The organism is Streptomyces sp. NPDC088910 (assembly GCF_044749865.1).
Classification (GTDB): domain Bacteria; phylum Actinomycetota; class Actinomycetes; order Streptomycetales; family Streptomycetaceae; genus Actinacidiphila.
The window spans coordinates 43,802-65,144 of record NZ_JBIVIV010000011.1 but is presented as its reverse complement, the minus strand read 5'-3'; the positions used below and the strand labels follow the sequence as shown (position 1 = coordinate 65,144).

The 21,343-nt window shown below is 73.1% G+C and carries 19 protein-coding genes and 1 tRNA gene; 9 read left to right on the top strand and 11 right to left on the bottom strand.

Annotated features, from left to right (window positions below; all coding sequences use genetic code 11):
* Window positions 1–82: 82 nt before the first annotated feature.
* On the bottom strand, window positions 83–1,039 hold the full coding sequence (locus ACIP4Z_RS24335) for a pseudouridine-5'-phosphate glycosidase (RefSeq protein ID WP_391051373.1): 957 nt from the start codon (window positions 1,037–1,039) through the stop codon (window positions 83–85).
* 115 nt (window positions 1,040–1,154) lie between these two features.
* Here ACIP4Z_RS24335 and ACIP4Z_RS24330 point away from each other — a divergent pair.
* A tRNA-Met gene (locus ACIP4Z_RS24330) sits at window positions 1,155–1,228 on the top strand.
* 87 nt (window positions 1,229–1,315) lie between these two features.
* Here ACIP4Z_RS24330 and ACIP4Z_RS24325 read toward each other — a convergent pair.
* A complete protein-coding gene (locus ACIP4Z_RS24325; protein ID WP_355339386.1) occupies window positions 1,316–1,591 on the bottom strand; it encodes a DUF6343 family protein in 276 nt (91 codons plus the stop codon).
* Between the two features lie 117 nt (window positions 1,592–1,708).
* On the opposite strand from ACIP4Z_RS24325, the gene ACIP4Z_RS24320 reads away from it, so the two are divergent.
* The gene (locus tag ACIP4Z_RS24320) at window positions 1,709–2,644 is read left to right on the top strand and encodes a GNAT family N-acetyltransferase (protein WP_401311387.1); all 936 of its coding nucleotides are present in this window, start codon (window positions 1,709–1,711) and stop codon (window positions 2,642–2,644) included.
* Complete coding sequence (locus ACIP4Z_RS24315) at window positions 2,622–3,215, top strand: DUF1349 domain-containing protein (protein WP_391051378.1); 594 nt, start codon at window positions 2,622–2,624, stop codon at window positions 3,213–3,215. Before ACIP4Z_RS24320 ends, ACIP4Z_RS24315 begins: the two co-directional genes overlap by 23 nt.
* Before the next feature lie 42 nt (window positions 3,216–3,257).
* Here ACIP4Z_RS24315 and ACIP4Z_RS24310 read toward each other — a convergent pair whose 3' ends face one another.
* The 6 genes from ACIP4Z_RS24310 to ACIP4Z_RS24285 all read right to left on the bottom strand — a co-directional run bounded on the left by ACIP4Z_RS24310 (window position 3,258) and on the right by ACIP4Z_RS24285 (window position 11,104).
* On the bottom strand, window positions 3,258–3,872 hold the full coding sequence (locus ACIP4Z_RS24310) for a TetR/AcrR family transcriptional regulator (protein ID WP_401311384.1): 615 nt from the start codon (window positions 3,870–3,872) through the stop codon (window positions 3,258–3,260).
* 125 nt (window positions 3,873–3,997) lie between these two features.
* Window positions 3,998–5,188 (bottom strand): acyl-CoA dehydrogenase family protein, encoded by a 1,191-nt coding sequence (locus ACIP4Z_RS24305; protein WP_355339398.1) that lies wholly within the window; start codon window positions 5,186–5,188, stop codon window positions 3,998–4,000.
* On the bottom strand, window positions 5,185–7,206 hold the full coding sequence (locus tag ACIP4Z_RS24300; RefSeq protein ID WP_401311381.1) for a biotin carboxylase N-terminal domain-containing protein: 2,022 nt from the start codon (window positions 7,204–7,206) through the stop codon (window positions 5,185–5,187). The genes ACIP4Z_RS24305 and ACIP4Z_RS24300 overlap by 4 nt, the downstream gene beginning before the upstream one ends.
* Window positions 7,207–7,283: 77 nt before the next feature.
* On the bottom strand, window positions 7,284–8,873 hold the full coding sequence (locus ACIP4Z_RS24295; protein WP_401311378.1) for an acyl-CoA carboxylase subunit beta: 1,590 nt from the start codon (window positions 8,871–8,873) through the stop codon (window positions 7,284–7,286).
* The gene (locus ACIP4Z_RS24290; RefSeq protein ID WP_401311375.1) at window positions 8,870–9,685 is read right to left on the bottom strand and encodes a TIGR03084 family metal-binding protein; all 816 of its coding nucleotides are present in this window, start codon (window positions 9,683–9,685) and stop codon (window positions 8,870–8,872) included. Before ACIP4Z_RS24290 ends, ACIP4Z_RS24295 begins: the two co-directional genes overlap by 4 nt.
* A 453-nt stretch (window positions 9,686–10,138) precedes the next feature.
* A complete protein-coding gene (locus ACIP4Z_RS24285; RefSeq protein WP_355339410.1) occupies window positions 10,139–11,104 on the bottom strand; it encodes an acyl-ACP desaturase in 966 nt (321 codons plus the stop codon).
* A 416-nt stretch (window positions 11,105–11,520) separates the two neighbouring features.
* Here ACIP4Z_RS24285 and ACIP4Z_RS24280 point away from each other — a divergent pair, with 416 nt between their 5' ends.
* Together ACIP4Z_RS24280 and ACIP4Z_RS24275 are read left to right on the top strand one after the other, a co-directional pair.
* On the top strand, window positions 11,521–13,161 hold the full coding sequence (locus ACIP4Z_RS24280; RefSeq protein WP_391119355.1) for an ATP-binding cassette domain-containing protein: 1,641 nt from the start codon (window positions 11,521–11,523) through the stop codon (window positions 13,159–13,161).
* A gap of 157 nt (window positions 13,162–13,318) precedes the next feature.
* Window positions 13,319–13,711, top strand: coding sequence for a hypothetical protein (locus ACIP4Z_RS24275; RefSeq protein WP_391051392.1), 393 nt, complete (start codon window positions 13,319–13,321; stop codon window positions 13,709–13,711).
* Window positions 13,712–13,842: 131 nt separating this feature from the next.
* Here ACIP4Z_RS24275 and ACIP4Z_RS24270 read toward each other — a convergent pair whose 3' ends face one another.
* Window positions 13,843–14,472, bottom strand: a complete 630-nt coding sequence (locus ACIP4Z_RS24270) for a TetR family transcriptional regulator (RefSeq protein WP_391051394.1) — start codon at window positions 14,470–14,472, stop codon at window positions 13,843–13,845.
* 58 nt (window positions 14,473–14,530) lie between these two features.
* Between ACIP4Z_RS24270 and ACIP4Z_RS24265 the strand changes: the two genes are divergently transcribed.
* Window positions 14,531–15,487, top strand: coding sequence for an NADP-dependent oxidoreductase (locus ACIP4Z_RS24265; protein WP_401311371.1), 957 nt, complete (start codon window positions 14,531–14,533; stop codon window positions 15,485–15,487).
* 139 nt (window positions 15,488–15,626) lie between these two features.
* On the opposite strand, the gene ACIP4Z_RS24260 is transcribed toward ACIP4Z_RS24265, so the two are convergent.
* A complete protein-coding gene (locus ACIP4Z_RS24260; protein WP_401311368.1) occupies window positions 15,627–17,441 on the bottom strand; it encodes a putative Ig domain-containing protein in 1,815 nt (604 codons plus the stop codon).
* Between ACIP4Z_RS24260 and ACIP4Z_RS24255 the strand changes: the two genes are divergently transcribed.
* The 3 genes from ACIP4Z_RS24255 to ACIP4Z_RS24245 all read left to right on the top strand — a co-directional run bounded on the left by ACIP4Z_RS24255 (window position 17,431) and on the right by ACIP4Z_RS24245 (window position 19,948).
* Complete coding sequence (locus ACIP4Z_RS24255) at window positions 17,431–17,784, top strand: hypothetical protein (RefSeq protein WP_355339428.1); 354 nt, start codon at window positions 17,431–17,433, stop codon at window positions 17,782–17,784. The two genes, ACIP4Z_RS24260 and ACIP4Z_RS24255, sit on opposite strands and share 11 nt — an antisense overlap.
* Window positions 17,785–18,036: 252 nt before the next feature.
* Window positions 18,037–18,852, top strand: a complete 816-nt coding sequence (locus tag ACIP4Z_RS24250; protein ID WP_355339430.1) for a helix-turn-helix domain-containing protein — start codon at window positions 18,037–18,039, stop codon at window positions 18,850–18,852.
* A gap of 205 nt (window positions 18,853–19,057) precedes the next feature.
* The gene (locus tag ACIP4Z_RS24245) at window positions 19,058–19,948 is read left to right on the top strand and encodes a DMT family transporter (protein ID WP_355339433.1); all 891 of its coding nucleotides are present in this window, start codon (window positions 19,058–19,060) and stop codon (window positions 19,946–19,948) included.
* A 117-nt stretch (window positions 19,949–20,065) separates the two neighbouring features.
* On the opposite strand, the gene ACIP4Z_RS24240 is transcribed toward ACIP4Z_RS24245, so the two are convergent.
* Complete coding sequence (locus ACIP4Z_RS24240) at window positions 20,066–21,313, bottom strand: winged helix DNA-binding domain-containing protein (protein ID WP_401311364.1); 1,248 nt, start codon at window positions 21,311–21,313, stop codon at window positions 20,066–20,068.
* Window positions 21,314–21,343 lie beyond the last annotated feature (30 nt).

Below are 21,343 nucleotides of genomic sequence, written 5' to 3'. Positions count from 1 at the left end.
CCATCTGACCGTCCCGTGCCGTCCGACCGTCTCATGTCGTCCGCCGGTCCCGTCCCGTCGCCCGGTCCGGCGCTGTCGCCGGTCATGCGCGCTGCGACCAGCGCACCGCGATCCCGGCCGCGAGCCGGACATTGCCGCGTACGGCCGCGAGGTTGGACTCCAGGGACGCGCCGCCGGTGTGCTCGGTGAGGTAGCCCAGCAGGAACGGCGTGATCGCCTGTCCTGTGACACCCCCGGCCTCGGCGGCGGCGAGCGCGTCCGCCAGCACCCGGTCGTGCAGCTCCGGGTCGAGCTGAAGCTCCCGCGGCACCGGATTGGCGACGATCAGCGCCGAGTCGTGCCCGCCCAGCGCGTCCTGCGCGGCCATCACGTCCGCGACCTGCCGCGCGGACTCGACCGTCCAGTCCACGGGCTCACCGGAGTCGCTGAGGTAGAAACCGGGGAAGCGGTCGGTGCCGAAGCCGAGCACGCCGATGCCCAGGGTCTCCAGCCGCTGGAGCGTCGCGGGCACGTCCAGGATCGACTTCACGCCCGCGCACACCACCGTGATCCGCGTCCTGGCCAGCAGCCCCAGGTCGGCCGACTCGTCCTGCACGGTCACCCAGTCGCGGTGCACCCCGCCGAGGCCGCCCGTACCGAACACCCGGATTCCGGCCCGCGCGGCCAGGAACGCCGTCCCCGACACGGTCGTCGCCCCGCTCGCACCCGCCGCCAGCGCGGGCGCCAGGTCCCGGAACCCCAGCTTGCGCAGCGACGCGTCCTCGGCGACCCGCTCCACCTGCTCCTTGGTGAGCCCCACCCGCGGCACCCCGTCGAGTACCGCCACGGTCGCGGGCACCGCGCCCTGCTCCCGGACGATCTCCTCCAGCTCGCGTGCCACCCCCAAATTGCGCGGCCGTGGCAGGCCGTGCGCGATGATCGTCGACTCCAGCGCCACCACGGGCGCGCCGCTCGCGACGGCGTCCCGCACCTCGTCGGAGAGGGTGACGGCCGGGATTGCGTTCGCTGCCGTGTTCGGTCCTGATCCAGATGTGCTCATGATCCCTACCTGGCGCGGCGGCGCCCCCGCCAAACCTCCCGGCGCCCTGTGCGCGCGGCGGCCATCGCATCGATTTGGTGTGAGCGCCGGCACCCCGTAGGGTGGTGTTCATCGACGCGGGGTGGAGCAGCTCGGTAGCTCGCTGGGCTCATAACCCAGAGGTCGCAGGTTCAAATCCTGTCCCCGCTACTGAAGAGGAAGGGTCCGGCACTCAGGTGCCGGGCCCTTTCGCTTGTCCCGGGCGCGTGCCCGCGCCCGCGGTCGCCGGACCGGTCCTCAGTGCTTTCCCGCGTGCGGCGCCGCCGGGCGGTACGGCGGGGTCGTGCGGCTCGGCTGGTAGCGCGAGCCCTGCCGCATGCGGCGGACGACCAGGACGGCGTCGATCGCGGCCAGCAGCGCGACGGCGGCCAGTACCGCGGCCCAGACCGGCAGACCGGCGAGCGCGAAGCCCACGGCCGCCGCGGTACCCCAGACCACACCGCACAGCGCGAGCCCCAGCCGCAGCCGCAGCGGGCTGCGCGCCTGGACGGGTTCGTATCCGCTTCTGCGCATCCGTGCCATCTCCCTCACCTCCAGCATCCACCTCGGACGGGCCCGGCGGGAGCCTCTGCCCAGGTGAGCCGGAAATTCGGGGGCGGTACGCGGCGGCGCCGCGTAGGGTGCGGGACCGTGAAGGTGATCATCAGACAGTACGGCCCGGCGGACGCCGAAGCCGTCGCCGCCGTGGGCCGCGAGACCGTCCCGTACATGGTGACGACCGCGCGGACCGTGCACGCGCAGGTCACCGACGCACCCGAGAAAACACGTTTCCTGATGCTCGTCGCGGAGACCGGCGACGGCCGGATCGTCGGCAGTGCGAGAGCCGGGCTCTTCGCGGACAACGACACCCCCGGAATGGCCTTCGTCAATCTGAACGTGCGCGCGGGGGAGCGCGGCCGGGGCATCGGCGGCGCTCTGCTGGCCGCCGCCGAGTCCCATGTCGCCGGCCTCGGGGCGAGCACCGTCTACGCGTGGGCGATCGACGAGCCCTCGGCGCACGCCTTCGCCGCCCGGCACGGCTACCGGCGCGGCCGGTCCGCGAGCTTCCTCCGCCTCGACCTCACCCCCGGCGCCCCGCTGCCCGGCGTGCCCCCGCTGCCGCCCGGCGTGCTGCTGCGCCCCGCGTCGGACTACGCCGCCGACCCGCGCCCGGTGTACGAGGCCGACGCCGAGACCATCGAGGACGAGCCGGGCGATGTCGCCACCGGCGTCCCCGGCTACGCGGACTGGCGCGCCACCTCCTGGGACCGGTCCGACTACGACCACGACCTGACGACGGTCGCCGTCGTGGACGGTGTGGTCGCCGCGGTCGTCAACGTCCAGACCGACGGCCACGACCGCTACTGGTCGGGGGGCACCGGCACCCGCCGGGCCTTCCGGGGCCGCGGACTGGCCAAGGCCGCCAAGGCCCACTCCCTGCACCGAGCCCGCGCCGCGGGCTACACCGAGGCGTTCACCAGCAACGACGACGGCAACGCCGCGATGCTGGCCGTCAACCGGTGGCTCGGCTATCGACCCTGTGGCAACGAATGGCGGTACTTCCGTGACCTCTCCGATCGACCATGACATCCCCTGGTCCGACGCGACCTGGCTCAACCCGCCCGCCGAGGCCGTCGCCGACAGCACCGGTCTGCACGTCACCGCCAACGAGGGCAGCGACTTCTGGCGCACCACCAGCTACGGCTTCGTCCGCGACGACGGCCACGCGCTGCTCACCCCCTTCCCGTCCGGCACCGCCATCGAGGTCACCTTCGTCGCCGACTTCACCGAGCTGTACGACCAGGCCGGTGTCCTGGTGCGCGTCGACGCCGAGTCCTGGATCAAGGCGGGCGTCGAGATCTCCGACGGTTCGCCCCAGGTCGGCGCCGTCGTCACCCACGGCACCTCCGACTGGTCCCTCGCCCCGGTCCCGGACTGGGCGGGCCAGGAGGTGACCGTCCGGGTCAGCCGCTCGGGCGACGCCGTGACCGTCCGCGCCCGCCGCGCCGACGACCCCTGGCGCACCATCCGCCTGGCCTGGCTCGACCCCGCCGCCGACGCCCGCGCGGGTCTGTTCTGCTGCGCGCCCCAACGCCCCGGCCTGCGCGTCCACTTCACCCGCCTCTCCTCCGGACCCGCCGACGCCTCCCTGCACTGATCCCGCCCTCACCCGCAGGCCGGGCGCCGACTCCGGCCGCCGCTAGGGCTGTTCGCGCAGGACCGTGTCGAGGACGCGGGACCACTGGCGGACGATTCCCGCGCGGCGGGCGGAGTCGTCGCTGAGGAGGTTGGCGAGGCCGAGGCCGCGGGCCATGTCGAGGGTGGCCTGGACGGTCTCCCTGACGCCGGGCAGGGATTCGTCGGCGCCGAGGAATTCGACCGCCAGGCGGTGGGCCTCGCGGCCGATCCGGGACTCCAGCGCGGCGACGCGGGGGCGGAGCTGTTCCTCGTCGGAGGCGGCCACCCACAGGTGGAGAGCGGCCCGGAACAGCGGGCCGGTGTGGACCGCGACCAGCATGTCGACGACGGCGTAGGTGCGGTCGTGGCCCGCGCGGGGGAGGGCCAGGGCGCGCTCTCTGACGGCGGCGACCCACTCCTCGGCCATGTGCGCGATGGCCGCGGTGAACAGCTCCTCGCGGGTGCGGAAGTGGTGCTGGGCCGCCCCTCTGGAGACACCGGCGCGGGCGCACACCACGGCGACGGTGCTGCCCGACCAGCCGTGCTCGGCGAGGCACGAGACGGCGGCCTCCAGTATCCGCCGACGGGTGGCGCGGCTGCGGTCCTGTTTGGGGGAGCGGTCGGTCACCAGGTCCATGACGGGTCCGGCCGTTCGGTGCTGGTGGCGGCGCCCTCCGTGGTCCGCGCGACCGCGCGGAAGGGCGCTGCGGCGCGGGTGCGAAGTGGTGCGGTGGTCACGGGCGCCTCCTCGGCGGTGTGTCGTCAGTAGGACTTCGGCAGTCCCAGTGTGTGGTGCGAGACGAAGTTGAGGATCATCTCCCGGCTGACCGGGGCTATCCGGCCGACACGGGACGCGGTCAGCAGCGAGGCGAGACCGTACTCGGCGGTGAGGCCGTTGCCGCCGAGGGTGTGCACGGCCTGGTCGACGGCCTTGGCGCCGGCTTCGGCCGCCGCGTACTTCGCCATGTTCGCGGCCTCGCCCGCGCCCATGTCGTCGCCCGCGTCGTAGAGGTAGGCGGCCTTCTGCATCATCAACCGGGCCAGTTCCAGCTCGATGTGGGCCTGGGCGAGCGGGTGCGCTATCGCCTGGTGGGAGCCGATGGGAGCCTGCCACACCTGCCGGGACTTGGCGTACTCGACCGCCTTGTCCAGGGCGTAGCGGCCCATCCCGATGGAGAAGGCGGCGGTCATGATCCGCTCCGGGTTGAGCCCCGCGAAGAGCTGGAGCAGGCCGGCGTCCTCGTCGCCGACGAGCGCTTCCGCAGGTAGCGCGACATCGTCGAGGAAGAGCTGGAACTGCTTCTCGGGTGCGGCCAACTCCATCTCGATCTGCCGGAATTCGAAGCCCGGTGTCTCCCGGTCCACGATGAACAGGCAGGGCTTGAGCTTGCCGGTGCGGGCGTCCTCGGTGCGGCCGACGATCAGTGTGGCGTCGGCGATGTCGACACCGGATATGAAGACCTTGCGGCCGGTCAGCCGCCACCCGCCGGTGTCGGGGTCGCGCCGCGCGGTGGTGGTGATGCGGTGCGAGTTGGACCCGGCGTCCGGTTCGGTGATGCCGAAGGCCATCCGCAGCGAGCCGTCGGCGATCCCGGGCAGCCAGCGCCGCTTCTGCTCGTCGGTGCCGAAGCGGGCGATGACCGTGCCGCAGATCGCGGGGGAGACGACGAGCAGCAGCAGCGGGCAGCCAGCCGCCCCCAACTCCTCCAGCACGATGGACAGTTCCGCCAGACCGCCGCCCCCGCCGCCGTACTCCTCAGGCAGGTTGACCCCGAGGTATCCGAGGCCGCCCGCCTCCTGCCACAACTCGTCGGTGTGCTTGCCCGCACGTACGGTGGCCGAGAAATATTCACGACCGTAGCGGCGGGCGAGGTCCCCGACGGCCTTGCGCAGGGCGCGCCGCTCGTCGCTTTCCAGCAAGGCGCTGTCGAAGGTTCCCTGAACGGTGCTCATGGCGTGGTTTCCTCCTTGACGACGGCGAGTACGGCGCCGACGTCGACCTGTCGGCCGACCTCGGCGGTGAGCTCCGTGAGTGTCCCGGTGGCGGGAGCGGCGATCACGTGTTCCATCTTCATCGCTTCGAGCCAGAGCAGCGGGCGGCCTTTTTCGACCCGGTCGCCCGGTGAGAATTCACCTATCCGGATGACCGTGCCGGGCATCGGCGCAAGCAGCGAACCCCGCGGCGTCAGATCCTCCGGGGCGGTGAAGCGGGGCAGAGCGGTCAGAGCGCATGACACGAACGGGGAATCGACGAACACCCGTTCGGCGTAGGCGGCGACGTCGAACACCCGCCGCACACCGTCGATGTCGAGGACGACACGCCGGGCCGACGCCGACACCAGCCGGATACCGTCGGCGCCGGTCGCCTCCAGACCGGCGCGGCCGAGCCGGTAACCGACCTCGTACTCCCGGCCGTCCGGCTCGCTGCGGAAGCGTTTCACCTGCGGCTGCGACGGAACGTTCCGCCACCCGCCGAGCCGGACCGGCACCGGCCCGCGCGCCGACGTACGCCCGGCCGCGTCGGCGAGCGCGGCGGCCAGCGCCGCGAACCGCACGGGGCCGCCGTCCCCGTCGGCCGGCCCCGGCGCGTCCGTGGTCGCCCCCGACGCCCCGATGAGCGCGTCCAGGCGGCGCTCCAGGAAGCCGGTGTCCAGCCGCGCGGCGGCGAAGTCCGGGTGCCGCAGCACCCGTACGAGCAGGTCGCGGTTGGTGACGGGGCCGTGCAGCCGGGCCCGCTCCAGCGCGTACGCGAGACGGCGTACGGCCTCGGCGCGGGTCGGCGCCCAGGCGATCACCTTGGCGAGCATCGGGTCGTAGTGGACGCCGATCGTCTCGCCGCCGCTCACCCCCGCGTCCAGCCGCAACCCCGCGTCGAGCCCCGGCGTCACGGCGAATTCGGCGTCCACGCCCGGCAGTTCGAACAGATGCAGCGCGCCCGGCTGCGGCTGCCAGCCGCGGGCCGGGTCCTCCGCGTAGAGCCTGGCCTCCACCGCGTGGCCGTGCGGCCGCGGGGGCGAGGGCGGCAGCGCGGCCCCCTCGGCGACACGGATCTGGAGCGCGACGAGGTCGAGCCCGGTGACGCACTCGGTGACCGGATGCTCCACCTGGAGACGGGTGTTCATCTCCAGGAAGTACGGACGCCCGTCCCGCGCGACCAGGAACTCCACGGTGCCCGCGCCCGTGTAGCCGATCGAGCGCGCCGCGCGGGCGGCGGACTCGTGCAGCGTGCGGCGCACCTCGTCGCCCAGACCCGGGGCCGGGGTCTCCTCGATCACCTTCTGGTGCCGCCGCTGGAGCGAACAGTCGCGCTCGCCCAGCACCCACACCGTGCCGTGCGCGTCGGCCAGCACCTGCACCTCGACGTGCCTGGCCCCCTCCGCGTACGGCTCGACGAACACCTCGCCGTCACCGAAGGCGGCTGCGGCCTCCGACTTCGCGGCGGCCAACTCGCTCTTCAGCGCGTCCAGTTCGCGTACGACCCGCATGCCGCGACCGCCGCCGCCCGCGGACGCCTTCACCAGCAGCGGCAGGTCCGCGGCCGTGACCTGCGCGGGATCGAGCGCGGAGAACAGCGGTACGCCCGCCGCGGCCATCAACTCCTTGGCCCGCGTCTTGGACCCCATCGCCTCGACCGCGTCCGGCGGCGGACCGATCCACACCAGCCCCGCCGCCTCCACCGCCCGCGCGAACTCCGCGTTCTCCGACAGGAATCCATAGCCCGGATGCACGGCGTCCGCGCCCGCCGCGAGCGCTGCCGCGACCAGCAGATCGGCCCGCAGATACGTGTCGGCGGGCGCGTTTCCCGGCAGCCGTACCGCCGCGTCGGCCTCCGCGACGTGTGCCGCGTCCGCGTCGGCGTCCGCGTACACCGCCACCGTGGCGATGCCGAGCGTGCGGCAGGTCCGGAAGACACGGCGCGCGATCTCGCCCCGGTTGGCCACCAGCACGGAGCCGATGTCCTTGTGGCGCATTGGAGGTGACTGCCCGTCAGCGGTGAAGTCCCCGCTCGGCGAAGCGCTGCTCGAATCGGTCATCGGAAAGGGACCCCTCACATCCGGAAGACGCCGAAGCCGCCCCTGGCGCCCTCGATCGGCGCGCCATGGACGGCGGAAAGGCACAGGCCGAGCACCGTACGGGTGTCGCGCGGGTCGATCACGCCGTCGTCGTAGAGCCGTCCCGACAGGAACATCGGCAGCGACTCGGCCTCGATCTGCTGCTCCACCATCGCCCGCAGCGCGGCGTCGCCCTCCTCGTCGTAGGGACGGCCCTTCGCCGCCGCCGACTGCCGGGCCACGATGGACAGCACCCCGGCGAGCTGCGCGGGACCCATCACCGCGGACTTGGCGCTCGGCCACGCGAAGAGGAACCGCGGATCGAAGGCCCGGCCGCACATGCCGTAGTGCCCGGCGCCGTAACTCGCCCCGATCAGAACCGAGATGTGCGGGACGCGCGAGTTGGCGACCGCGTTGATCATCATCGCGCCGTGCTTGATGATGCCGCCCTGCTCGTACTCGCGGCCCACCATGTAGCCGGTGGTGTTGTGCAGGAAGAGCAGCGGAATGTCGCGCTGGTTGGCGAGTTGGATGAACTGCGCCGCCTTCTGCGACTCCTCGCTGAACAGCACGCCCTGCGCGTTGGCGAGGATTCCGACCGGATAGCCGTGCACCTCCGCCCAGCCGGTGGCCAGGCTCGGCCCGTAGAGCGGCTTGAACTCGTCGAAGGCCGAGGCGTCCGTGATCCGCGCGATGACCTCGCGGGGGTCGAAGGGGGTGCGCAGATCGCCGGGCACGATGCCCAGCAGCTCCTCCTCGTCGTACGCGGGGGGCAGCGGGTCAGGACGCGGATCGGGCCCGGATTTACGCCAGTTGAGGCGGGCGACGACGCGCCGGGCGGTACGCAGCGCGTCCAGCTCGTCCAGTGCGAAGTAGTCGGCCAGGCCGGAGCGCCGGGCGTGCATGTCGGCGCCGCCGAGCGATTCGTCGTCGCTCTCCTCGCCGGTCGCCATCTTCACCAGGGGCGGCCCGCCGAGGAAGACCTTGGACCGCTCCTTGACCATGATGACGTGGTCGGACATGCCCGGGATGTACGCGCCGCCCGCCGTCGAATTGCCGAACACCACGGCCACCGTGGGGATTCCGGCCGCCGACAGCCGCGTCAGGTCGCGGAAGAGGGCGCCGCCGGGGATGAAGATCTCCTTCTGGCTGGGCAGGTCCGCGCCGCCCGACTCCACCAGGCTGATCACCGGCAGGCGGTTGGCGAAGGCGATCTCGTTCGCCCGCAGCGCCTTCTTCAGCGTCCACGGGTTGCTGGCGCCGCCGCGCACCGTCGGGTCGTTGGCCGTGATCAGGCACTCCACGCCCTCGACCACGCCGATGCCGGTCACGAGGGAGGCGCCCACCGCGAAGTCGCTGCCCCAGCCGGCCAGCGGGGACAGTTCGAGGAACGGTGTGTCCGGGTCGAGCAGCAGCTCGATCCGCTCCCGTGCCAGCAGCTTGCCGCGATTCCGGTGCCGCTCCTGGTACTTCTCGCCGCCACCGGCCAGCGCGGCGGCGTGCCCCGCCTCGACCTCGGCCAGCCGTTCCAGCATCGCGGCCCGCCGCTCGGCGAAGTCCGCTCCGCGTATGTCGACCTGCGTCATGACGTGCTCCCCTCCGCGCCGCCGCGCGGCGGCCGTCCCTTGCCCGGCGGGCCCGCGAATGCCTGCACGATCGACAACCACGCGTCCGCGTCCGGGCCTTGGGCCCGTACCGCCACGTCGTCGCGGTGCCTGCGACGCACCGCCAGCAGGCAGAAGTCCAGTGCGGGGCCGGTCACGCGCTGCTCGGCCTCGTCCGGGCCGAAGGTCCACAAGGCGCCGTCGGGCGCCGTCAGTTCGAGGCGGAATTCCGTGCCGGGCGGGGTGCGGCCGTGCACCGCGAAGGCGAAGTCCCGTGCCCTGAAGGCGATTCGGGCGACGTGCCACAGGCGGTGGGTCGGTGAGCGCTCGACGCCGAGCGCGTCGGCGATGTCCTCGCCGTGGGCCCATGTCTCCATCAGGCGGCCCGTCGCCATCGACGCCGTGCTCATCGGCGGCCCGTACCAGGGGAAGCGGCTGCCCGGCGGTTCGCCGGTCAGGGTCGCCCAGAGCCGGGCTCTGCCCGACCGCCACCTCTCCAGCAGCTCCGGCGGCGGCAGGATCGCGCCCTCCCGGGCGCCGTCCTCCACGTACGCGTCCAGCCGCGCCGCCGCGTCGCCGACCTCGCGGGCGAACGCCTCCGCGTCCTTGACCGCCAGCAGCGCCTGGGCGTCCGTCCAGGCCAGATGCGCGATCTGGTGCGCAACGGTCCAGCCTTCGGCCGGTGTCGGCCTCGCCCACTGCTCGGGCTCCAGCCCGGCCACCACGTCGTCGAGCGCGTCGCTCTCCGCTCTCAGATCGGCCAGGACGGTACGGACGGACTGCGGATCGGCCATGGCCACGAGGGTGGCAGGCGGGGCCCGCAACAATCAAGCATGCGTGCATGATTGTTTCCCACCTCCACCGGGTCGGTGTCCCTGCGACAGCCGGTGCCCCGCTGGGGGCGGTGGTGACGTGCACGTCGTCCCTGGCTGGTCGCGCCGTTCCCCGCGCCCCTGAAAAGACCGGGCGTGCCGTCCAGGGCCCGCACGGCTCGGGAGCCGGGTCCCATCAGGGGTGCGAGGAACAGCGCGACCGGCCCCCACCGGGCCTGCGGCCCGAATACTGATAGCAACTGCCCCGCTGGGGGCGGTTTTCAGGCCGCGCCACCGTCGTGGCTGAGCGCGCAGTTCCCCGCGCCCCCTAAAAGATCGGGCGTACCGACCTCGGTAAGACAATCGCGCGGGGCCGCGCCCCCAGAGCGCCCACCTTCGGGAGGTGGACGTCTTAGGGGCGCGGCCCGAAGGGGATTAGGCGCGGGCGGCGCGGCGGGCGAGAAGGGCTTCGCGGCGCTCGTCGAAGCGGGTGGCCTGCTCGTTGAGGCCGCCCATGAAGAGGCCGAGCTCCTGCTGGGCCTGAAGGCCCTCGGGGCCGAGACCGGAGATCTCGAGGACCTTGAGGTGGCGCAGGACGGGCTGGAGGACGTCGTCGTGGTGGATGCGGAGGTTGTAGATGCCGCCGATGGCCATGCGGGCGGCGGCCCGCTCGAAGCCGGGCATGCCGTGTCCCGGCATGCGGAATTCGACGACGACGTCACGGATGGCCCGCATGGCGAGGTCGGGGGCGAGCTCGAGGGCGGCGGCCAGGAGATTCCGGTAGAAGACCATGTGCAGGTTCTCGTCGGTGGCGATCCTGGCGAGCATCCGGTCGCACACGGGGTCACCCGACTGGTGTCCGGTGTTGCGGTGCGAGACGCGGGTGGCCAGCTCCTGGAAGGCGACGTACGCCACGGAGTGGACCATGCTGTGCCGGTGGTCGTGCTCGAAGCCCTCCGACATGTGCTGCATGCGGAACCGTTCCAGCTCGACCGGGTCGACGGCGCGGCTGGTCAGCAGGTAGTCGCGCATGACGATCGCGTGCCGGCCCTCCTCGGCGGTCCAGCGGTGCACCCAGGTGCCCCAGGCGCCGTCACGGCCGAAGAGTGTCGCGATCTCGTGGTGGTAGCTGGGCAGATTGTCCTCGGTGAGCAGATTGACCACGAGGGAGATCCGGCCGACGTCCGTGACCTTGGACTGCTCGGGGGCCCAGGCTTCGCCCCCCATTATTCCGTCGAAATTGCGGCCGTCGCTCCACGGCACGTACTCGTGCGGCATCCACTCCTTGGCCACGCCGAGGTGCCGGTTGAGCTCCCGCTCGACGACCTCCTCCAGCGCGTAGAGCAGCGTCGCGTCGCTCCAGACGTCGGGTTGGGCACGGTCGGGCGAGGTCAAGGTCACGGGGGCTCCTGGGGACGGGAGAGGGGACGGACATGGGACGGGGGTGTACGGGACCCGCACGGGCTGTACGGATCGTACGGACGTACGTACGCGACATGCGATCAGTCGGTCGTACGGCGCCGCGGACGGATCCACGGGCACATACGCACGGCCTGCGGGTGCAGCGGAGATTCGCACCTACGCCTACGTAAGTTACGCAACCGTAGGTTAAGGCGGCGTAAGAAGGCAACCAGCCAATATGGCTGCACCGGCCACCCACCTCGCGTCGAGCCGGACCCGTCGGCACGGCGAGACCCGGCGACAGCCCTTGGCCCGACCGGAGGCAAGCCCTCCGCCGACCGGAGGGCAAGCCTCCGCCGCCCGCCGTGAAAGCCCTTCGCCCGCCTCCCGTCGCACCCGATAAACTCCGCTCTCTTATGAGTGCCACTCTCGTCGCCAAGAATCTCGCCGCCGGACACGGCGACCGTGTCCTGTTCTCCGGCCTGGACCTGGTCGTCGCCCCCGGCGACGTCATCGGTCTGGTCGGCGCCAACGGCGCGGGCAAGTCCACGCTGCTGCGGCTGCTCGCCGGGCTCGACACGCCCGAGGACGGGACGCTGCGGCTCAGCCCGGCCACCGCCACCGTCGGGCATCTGCCGCAGGAGCCCGAGCGGCTGCCGGGCGGGGAGAGCGTGCGGGAGTTCCTGAGCCGCCGCACCGGGGTCACCGCCGCCCAGGCGGCCCTGGACGCCGCCACCCAGGCGCTGGTGGACGAGGCTCCGGGCGCCGACGACGCGTACGCGACTGGACTCGACCGCTGGCTGGCCCTCGGCGGCGCCGACCTGGACGAACGCGCCGAGGAGGCCGCCGCCTCGCTCGGCCTCGGCGTCGACCTGGACCAGCCGATGTTCTCGCTCTCCGGCGGCCAGGCCGCCCGCGCGGGACTCGCCTCGCTGCTGCTCAGCCGCTACGACGTCTTCCTGCTGGACGAGCCCACCAACGACCTCGACCTCGACGGCCTGGAACGGCTGGAGAAATTCGTCGGCGGCCTGCGCGCCGGTACGGTCCTGGTCAGCCACGACCGCGAATTCCTCACCCGCACCGTCACCCGCGTGGTGGAGCTGGACCTCGCCCAGCAGCAGGTCAGCACCTTCGGCGGCGGCTACACCGCCTATCTGGAGGAACGCGAGACGGCCCGGCGGCACGCCCGCGAGGAGTACGACGAGTACGCCGACACCAAGGCCGGACTCGAAGCGCGGGCGCGCATGCAGCGCGGCTGGATGGACAAGGGCGTCAGGAACGCCATGCGCAAGGCGCCCGACCACGACAAGATCGCCCGCAAGGCGCGCGCCGAGGGCAGCGAGAAGCAGGCCGCCAAGGCCCGGCAGACCGACCGGATGATCGAGCGCCTGGACGTGGTCGAGGAGCCGCGCAAGGAGTGGGAACTGCGGATGGAGATCGCCGCCGCGCCCCGCTCGGGCGCCGTGGTGGCCACCCTGCGCGGCGCCCGCGTGCGCCGCGGCGACTTCGCCTTCGGGCCGGTCGACCTCCAGATCGACTGGGCCGACCGGGTGGCCATCACCGGCGCCAACGGCTCGGGCAAGTCCACCCTGCTCGCCGCGCTGCTCGGCCGCCTCCCGCTGGACGAGGGCCACAGCGCGCTCGGCCCCGGCGTCCTGGTCGGCGAGGTCGACCAGGCCCGCGGCCTCTTCCGCGGGCAGGAACCGCTCCTCGACGCCTTCCGCGCCCCGGCGCCCGACATGGATCCGGCCGAGATCCGTACGCTTCTCGCCAAATTCGGCCTCAAGGCCGCCCATGTGCTGCGCCCCGCCGCGACCCTCTCGCCCGGCGAGCGCACCCGCGCCGCGCTGGCGCTGCTCCAGGCCCGCGGCGTCAATCTCCTGGTCCTCGACGAGCCGACCAACCATCTCGACCTGCCCGCGATCGAACAGCTCGAAGCGGCGCTGGCCGCGTACGAGGGCACGCTGCTGCTGGTCACCCACGACCGGCGGATGCTGGACGCCGTGCACACGACCCGCCGCGTCGAGGTCGCCGACGGCCGCATCACCGAGCGCTGAGCGAACCTTCGAGCGCGCCTGGGCCCCGATTTCCCGAGGCGGCCCGCGCCGCGTTCCCGACGGGGCCCCGGACCCTCCGGGCGGGAGGGAACCCGGTGGCGTCCGGCTGCGTCCCATCCATGACCGGACCCCGAACCGGCCGCCGGAGGAGGACACGATGCGCGCTCGGACATTCGCCGCTGCCGCCGCCGTACTGCTGGTGGCCGGTTGCGGAAGCGCGAGCGGCGTACGTGTCGGGTCGCCCGATCCGAGCGACAGCAGCACCCGGCCGGTCTGCGGTGACGTCACGGTCACGCCCGGCGGCGGGGCCGAAGGCCGCGAGGTCTGCCTGAGTGTCGGCAGCACCCTGCGGGTCGCCACCGCCCCCGGCGACCGGCCGCCCGGCGAGCGGGGCGCCGCCCTCTCCGAGATCTCTCCCGGCGTCTACCGAGGCGCGCGGGTGGGCACCGCCGAACTGAGCGGGTTCCGGCGCGCCTGCCCCGGCGCCACCCCCGGTGTCATGTCCTGCCATGCCATCGCGGGGTGGAAGATCACCGTCGACGTACGGTGATCGGCACCATCGCGGGACCCCGGGTCGGCAGTGGGGGCCGGCCCGGGTCCCGCGATCCCTTCGGCGCGGCAGACCGGCGAGGTTGACCCGGTCAGCCTTCGGCGCGGCACGCCGACACGGCTGACGCCGACTCAGTCTTCGGCGCGGCTCGGCCGGGCGGCGGGCGACAGGCCGTCCATCAGCAGGTCCAGCAGGCGGCCGGCCTTGGCCTCGCGCCCGGGCCGGGGGGCCACGGTGAAGATGCCGATGAGGGCGGCGGCGATGTCCTCGGCGGTGACGTCGGAGCGGAGGTCGCCCGCCGCACTACCCGCGTCGAGCATCGTCGTGATGGCCGTCAGCAGCTCGGTCCGGGTCCGCGCATGGGTGATCTCGCCCGACTCGATCATCGCGAGGAGCGTGTCGAGCATGCCGTTCTTGGTCGCGATCCAGTCGCCGAACAGGTCCGTCCAGCGCCGCATCGCCGCGGCCGGGGGCAGCTGACCGAGCAGCTCGCGGGCACCGGTCGTCAGTCGTACGACCTGATCCTGGTAGACCGCGTCGACCAGCGACTCGCGGGTCGGGAAGTGCCGGTAGAGCGTGGCGATCCCGACCCCGGCCTCGCGGGCGATCGCCCGCATCGACGACTCGGCGTCGGCCGACATGAACACGCGGGTCGCCACCGCGAGCAACTGGTCGCGGTTGCGGGCCGCGTCCGCCCGTGGCGCGCGGGGCTCCGCGTCCGCCAAAACGGATCGCGCTCCGTTTATGTTACGGTCATTCATGTAAACGGAGCATAGTCCGTTTCGGTGTGTTCCCTCGGTCCCAAGGAGACAGGCGCACATGAAGGCACAGAGCGATCAGCCTCCCGCGGACGGGAGCAGGGCGGTCCGGCTCGAGTCGTTCGGCGGCCCCGAGGCCCTGGAGGTCCGCGAGGTTCCCGCCCCGCAAGCCGGGCCGGGACAGATCCGCGTACGGGTCACCGCGGCCGGTCTGAATCCGATGGACTGGATCATGACCGCCGACGCGGACACCGCCGCCCGGTTCGGCCTGAGCCTGCCGGCCGGGTTCGGCACCGACTACGCGGGAGTGGTCGACCAGGTCGGTGCCGAGGTGAGCGGGTTCGCCCCCGGCGACCGGGTGTTCGGGGGCGCCCTGTCCCGCGCGGTCGCCGACTTCGTGGTGATCGACCCGGCCGGGGGGACGGCGGCGAACGAGGCTCATCACACGCCCGACGGCGTCGACGACCGTACCGCCGCCACCCTCACGATCGCCGGCCGTACGGCATCCGCCGCCCTCGCCGTCATCGATCCGGGCCCGGGCGACACCGTGCTGATCGGCGGCGCGGCGGGCGGGGTCGGGGTCTTCGCCGTCCAACTGGCCCGGATCGCGGGAGCGCGCGTGATCGGGACGGGATCGGCGGCGTCGGCCGACTATCTGCGCGAGCTCGGGGCGGAGCCGGTCGTCTACGGCGACGGCCTGGCCGACCGGGTCCGATCGCTCGCTCCTGGCGGCGTCACGGCCGCCGTCGACCTGCACGGTGTGGAGACCGTGCACGCCGCCAGGGAACTCGGCGTCCCGGACGGTCGCGTCTGCGCCATCGCCGCGCAGGTCGACGGGGTGCCCGCGGCCAACGGCGCGAACGCGGCTCCCGGCGCTCTGGACGAGATCGCCCGCCTGGTCGCCGCGGGCCGGCTCCGGGTGCCGATCGCGGAGACCTTCCCGGTCGAGCGGATCCGCCGCGCTGCCGAACTCCAGGCCGGCAGGCACGTGCGGGGCAAGGTCGTCATCGACCTCTAGAGCGTGTCCGTGGCGACGGCGAACGCGGTGCCGCCTTCACCGATGCGGCGAGGAGGGCTTCCCGCCCCTGTGGGGCCGGGGCGGGAAGCCCTCCCGTCGCCGGGTGTCGCCGATCCGGAGGACCCCGGCGGACGACGGGCTAGCCGACGTTGACCGCCGCGTCGTCGATCAGGAACGACGTCGCGAGGCTGGAGTCCTCGGTGCCGGTGAACTTCAGAGTGACCGTCTGTCCCGCGTAGGACGACAGGTTGACCGACCGCTGCACGTAGCCGGTGCCCTTGTTGAGGTTGGAGTACGAGGCCAGCGTGGTGCTGCCCGCGGCGACGGTGAGCTTGTCGTACGCCGTGGTGGTGCTGGTCTCCTGGCTGCTGACGTAGAGGTAGAAGGTGAAGGTGGCGCTGGTGCAGGAGGCGGGGATCGTGACCGACTGGGAGAGCGTGTCGGTGTGGGTGGTCCCGTAGCCGTTCAGCCACGCCTTGTACGAGCCGCTGTGGGCGGGGGCGCCGGTGCTGTTGTCGATGACGCCGGAGGACGTCGTCCAGCCGGTGTTGCCGCTCTCGAAGCCGGGGTTGGTCAGGAGCTGCGCGGTGGTGCAGCCGCCGCCGCCCGACCCGGTGACCGTCCAGGTGAAGGACGCGCTGCCGGAGGCGCTGGTGGTGTCCGTGGCGGTGACGGTGACGTTGTACGTGCCCGCCGCCGTCGGGGTGCCGCTGATCAGACCGGTGGAGGAGTTGATCGACAGACCGGTCGGCAGGCCGGAGGCGCTGTAGGTGAGGGTCTGGCCCGAGGCCGAGTCGCTGGCGCTGATCTGGAGCGAGGCCGCGGTGTTGACCGCGGTGGACTTGGCGCCCGGGTTGGTGACCGTCACCGTGTTGCCGCCGGTCGAACCGCCGTTGGTGAAGGCGGCCGTGCCGTTCGGCGTGCCCAGCCCGGTCGGCCCGTCGTATCCGGCCTTCGCGGTGCACAGGTAGGAGCCGCCGCACGAGCCGTTGGAGCCGCTGGTGACGTCGTTCAGCGAGCCGGTGTGGGAGTACGGGTAGGAGGCGGGGGTGGTCCCGGCCGCGGGGGTGCCGGCCAGGGCGTAGACGGAGGCGATGATCGGCGACGAGGCGCTGGTGCCGCCGTAGACCTGCCAGCCGGATGCCTGGTAGCTGTCGTAGACGGCCAGGCCGGTGGCCGGGTCGGCGACGGCGGAGACGTCGGCGATGGTGCGCTTGGCGCAGCCGGTGTCGGTCTGCCAGGTGGGCTTGGCGTCGTAGGCCGAGCAGCCGGAGCCGGTGCCCTCGGTGCTCGAGGTGTTCCAGACGGACTCGGTCCAGCCGCGGGTGGTGCCGCTGGCGCGGCTGAGCGCGGTGCCGCCGACGGCGGTGACGTACTTGGACGCGGCCGGGTACTCCGCGCCGTAGCCCTCGTCGCCTGAGCTGACGGTGATGGCGACGCCCGGGTGGTTGAAGTACTGCGAGTCGGCGGTGGTGTCGGAGGAGTCCTCGCTGCCGCCGTAGCTGTTGGAGACGTACTTCGCGCCCTGCGTGACCGCCTGGTTCACCGCGGTGCCCAGGTCGTCCATGCTCGCCGAGGTGGCCTCGACCAGCAGGATGTGGCACTGGGGGCAGACCGCGCTGACCATGTCCAGGTCGAGTGAGATCTCACCGGCCCAGCCGGAGTCGGCGCTCGGCAGCGACGTGGTCGAGCCGTTCTGGTTGATCTTCTTGAAGCAGCCGTTGGCCGTGGTGCAGGCCGGCAGCCCGTACTGCGCGCGGTACGTGCTCAGGTCGGCCGCGGCGTTGGGGTCGTCCTGCGCGTCCACGATCGCGACGGTGGCTCCGGCGCCCGCGGACGACGGCAGCGCGTACGCGCTCTGGAGGTCGGTGGGGCCGTAGCCGGAGGGGGTGGCGTTCGGGGTGATGCCGAGGTGGTGGACGACGTCGGTACGGGTCAGCGCCATGCAGGCCATCTGGCCCTTCTTGGCGGGGACGGCGCACAGGCGCTGGGTGGGAGCGGCCGACGACGCGGACGCGGACGCGCCGGACGACGTGCTCGCGGACGTGCTCGACGACGCGGAGGTGTGCGACGACGCGGCCGTGCTCGACGACGCGGAGGTGGCTGCCGCGCCCGACGCCGGGGTGCTGGCGACGGACGGCGCCGCGGTGGCCAGCAGACCGCCGGTGACGAGAGCCGCCGCCGACAGTACGGCGACCGCCGTGCGGCGGACGGCCCGTCTGGCCCGGCCGGGGTGTGACGACTTCAATGAACTGCCCTCCATGGGGGGATCGGCTCCCGAGGGCGTCCGCCGCTGACCTTCATGTCAAGGTCATGACAACCGATCATGCGACGGCGACGCCTGGGACTTCGTGTGGCGCACGTTCACTGGTGATCCGGATGTCATCTACTGCCGACTGCCACCACCGTGAGTGGTGACCGATGCTGAACGTAGTGACCGAGGGCCCAAGTAACTACCGGCCTATGGCAAAGAGTTGCCCTCGGATCGGCCTGGATCCGACCCCGGCTCGCTTCCGCAAGTCGATCTCCGCCGTATACCTTGTGGCGCCATGGAGACGGAGGAAGAACCGGTCAACGACCTTGTCGCGCTGGGTCTCGCGCGGTACGAGGCGCGGGTCTATCTCGCCCTCGTGCGACGCGAGTCGTACACGGCGGCGGAGGTCGCGCGGGCGGCGGACGTACCCCGGCAGCGGGTGTACGACGTGCTCGACACGCTGGTACGGCGGCGGCTGGCGACCGCGCACCCCGGCCGGGTCGCCACCTTCTCGGCCGTCGCGCCGGAACTGGCCGTCGCCCGCCTCATGGCCCTTCAGCGCGAGACCCTCGAACGCCTCGACCGCGTCTCCTCCGCGCTGACCGCCGCCCTCGTCCCGGTCTGGGCCGACGGCCGCACGCAGACCGTGCCGATCGACTATGTCGAGATCCTGCGCGACCCCAAGTCGATAGCCGAGGCGTTCACCGACATCCAGGGCCAGGCCAAGACCGAACTGCTGAGCTTCTGCAAACCGCCCTTCGTCGCCCCGGCTGCGAACACCCCCGGCATCAAGGTGGTACGTCGGCTGCGCCGCTCGGGCGGCTCGGTGCGGGCGATCTACACCCACGACTCGCTCGACGACACGGAGGTGCTGGAGAACGTACGGCGCTTCGGCGCGGCGGGCGAGGAGCACCGTTTCACCTCCGCGCTGCCGCTGAAGCTGGTGGTCGCCGACGCGTCGCTGGTGCTCTGCGACATGCCGGACCCGGTGGCCGGGACCGGCGCGACGACCGCGCTCTACATCGAGCACCCGGCGCTCGCCGCGTGCCTGCGGCTGGCGTTCCTCACCGTGTGGGAGAGCGCGGAAACGGTTCCGAACGCGCGGCCGTGACCCGTACGGCGGCTGCGGGGCGCCCTGTCGCCCGGCTGTCGGCCGGGCGGCGCTCGGCTGTCCGCCGGGCCGGCCGGCTCCCGTGGGACCGCTGTCGGTGAGCTGTCGGTGAGCTGTCCGCGTCGCTGTCCCGAAGGCGACGCGGACCTGTGGCGAAGCCCACGGAACCCCTCGATCGCGCGGTCAGTGCCTATACAGTGACCGCGTGGCCGTGTTCCTGCTGGGAGTCAGTGCCGCGTGCTGCCTCGGCCTCGGTTTCGTGTTGCAGCAGCGTGCGGCCGCGCGTGCCTCGCTCGCGGACTTCCTGTCCTTCCGGCTGCTGCTGCACCTGGTGCGGATGCCGGACTGGCTGCTCGGTGTCGGCCTCATGGTCTGCGGCCAGGTGCTCGGAGCCGTCGCCCTCGTCTACGGCGAGGTCTCCCTGGTCGAACCGCTCACCGCCACCAATCTGCTCTTCGCCATGGCGCTCGCCCGCTGGCTCACCCCACGCCAGTCCCTCGGCCTCAGCGGCTGGGGCGGCGTCGTCCTGCTCGCCCTCGGCGTGACCGCCTTCATCGTCGCGGGCCAGCCGGAGGGCAGCGCGGCCGAGGCGGGGGCGCTGCGGCACTGGCTGGTCTTCGGCATCGTCGCCGGGCTCGCGCTGCTGCTCACCGGCGCGGCCAAGCGGCTGCCGCCGTCCTCCGAGGCCACGCTCCTCGCGCTGGCCGCGGGCCTGCTCTACGGACTCCAGGACGCCCTCACCCGGATCTGTAGCCAACTGGCCGGTGACGAGGGTGTGGCCGCCCTCGCCGTGCACTGGCAGCCGTACGCCATCGCCGTCATCGGCCTCACCGGCATGCTGCTCGTCCAGAGCGCCTTCGAGACCGCCTCGCTGCGGATGTCGCTGCCCGCGCTGACCGCCGCCCAGCCGCTGGCCGGAATCGCCTGCGGCATAGGTTTCCTCGGCGACCGCCTGCGCGTCACCCCCGGCGCCCTCGCCTGGGAGGCCGCCGGTCTCGCCGCCATCACCATCGGCGTGATCCTCCTCGGCCGCCACCCGGCCATGCCGCCGGGCGCCGCCGACCGCGTGGCGGTGGGCGCGACCCGCATGCGCTGAAGCCTTCAGCCGGGCCGTGAGGGGACGCCCGCGACCCCTGCGCCCACTCCGGCGCGGACCGCGTGCCGGTGCGACTCGTATGCGCTGGGCGTTCAGCCGGGCCGGTCATGGGGACGCCTACAGCCCCCGCGCCCACTCCCACGCGGCCTCCGTGCCCAGGAAGCGGCCGATGTCGGCGACCTCGGCCGTGATGCCGGCGGCGACCGGGGCGGGGAGGGGGCCGGTCAGCGGCTCGACGCGGAGCGTGAGACGGCGGCCCTGCCAGGTGTGGCGCCAGGTGGCGACCACCGCGCCGTCGCGCAGCACGCAGGGCATGAGCATGCCGCCGCCCGTGGCGATACGGGTCGCGAAGGCCGGGTCGAGCAGGGCGTCGCGGTCCTGGTAGCCGAGCAGATACGGGTCGAAGTGGCCGGTCAGCCGTACCTGCGGCCGGTCCGCGGGCCGCGCCGGAGGCGGCGCCGTGCCGGCCGCGGCCCACAACGGCTCGCCGTCCGGGCCCGCGACCTGCGCGAGCCGGTCCGTCGCCGCCCGGTGGCCGCGCCTGGCCTGGCCCAGGGGCAGCCCGGACCAGCGCGCGAAGTCGGCGACCGACGCGGGGCCGTAGGCGGTGGCGTGCCGGACGGCCAGTTCGGCCAGCGCGTCGTCGCCGGTCGGGCCGTCGTCGGGGACGTCTTTCAGCCACCGCTCACGCAGGACATAGGTGGACACGTCGCCCGCCGCCTCGGGGCCGCGGCACAGCACGCCCCTGGCCGCCGCGAAGAGTACGAGGTGCGCCGGGGCCTGGCCGCCCGGGTCCACGGCCACCCCCTCCGCCGCGAGCAAATCGACCAGTTCGGCGCGCGGTACGGGCGGCCGGTCGGCCAGCACCCGCTCCAGGGCGGGCAGCGCCCGCTCGCACAGCTCCTCGTCGAGGCCCAGCCGGGCGCGGCGCCCGCGGTACGCGTCGGCCGCGCGCGGGCCGAGCAGCGCGGTCAGCCAGCGGACGTCCTCGGCCGCCACCGCGTGCAGGGTGCCGCGCATCAGCCAGGTGCGGACGACGGCGCGGCGGTCCGCGCCGCACGCCCTGTCCACGTCGGCCGCGGTCGGCGCGCCGTGGGTGCCGCCGGTCCGCGCCCTGACCTGGAGCCGGCACGCCTTCGCGTCCTGCGCCTGGAGACCGGCCGAGAGCCGGACGGCGTCCGCCACCGTACGATCGCTGCCGCTGCCGCTGCCGCTGCCGCTGCCGCTGCCGCTGCCGCTGCCGCTGCCGCTGCCGCTGCCATCGCTTTCGCCCGCGCTGCCGCCCGCGGCGTCGCTTCCGTCCTCGGTCAGGCCCTGGGAGCGGGCGCGCCAGCGGCGGACCTCGGCCGTCGTGAGCCGTGCCATCGACTTCGTTCCTCCGCTCGGTCGGCCGCG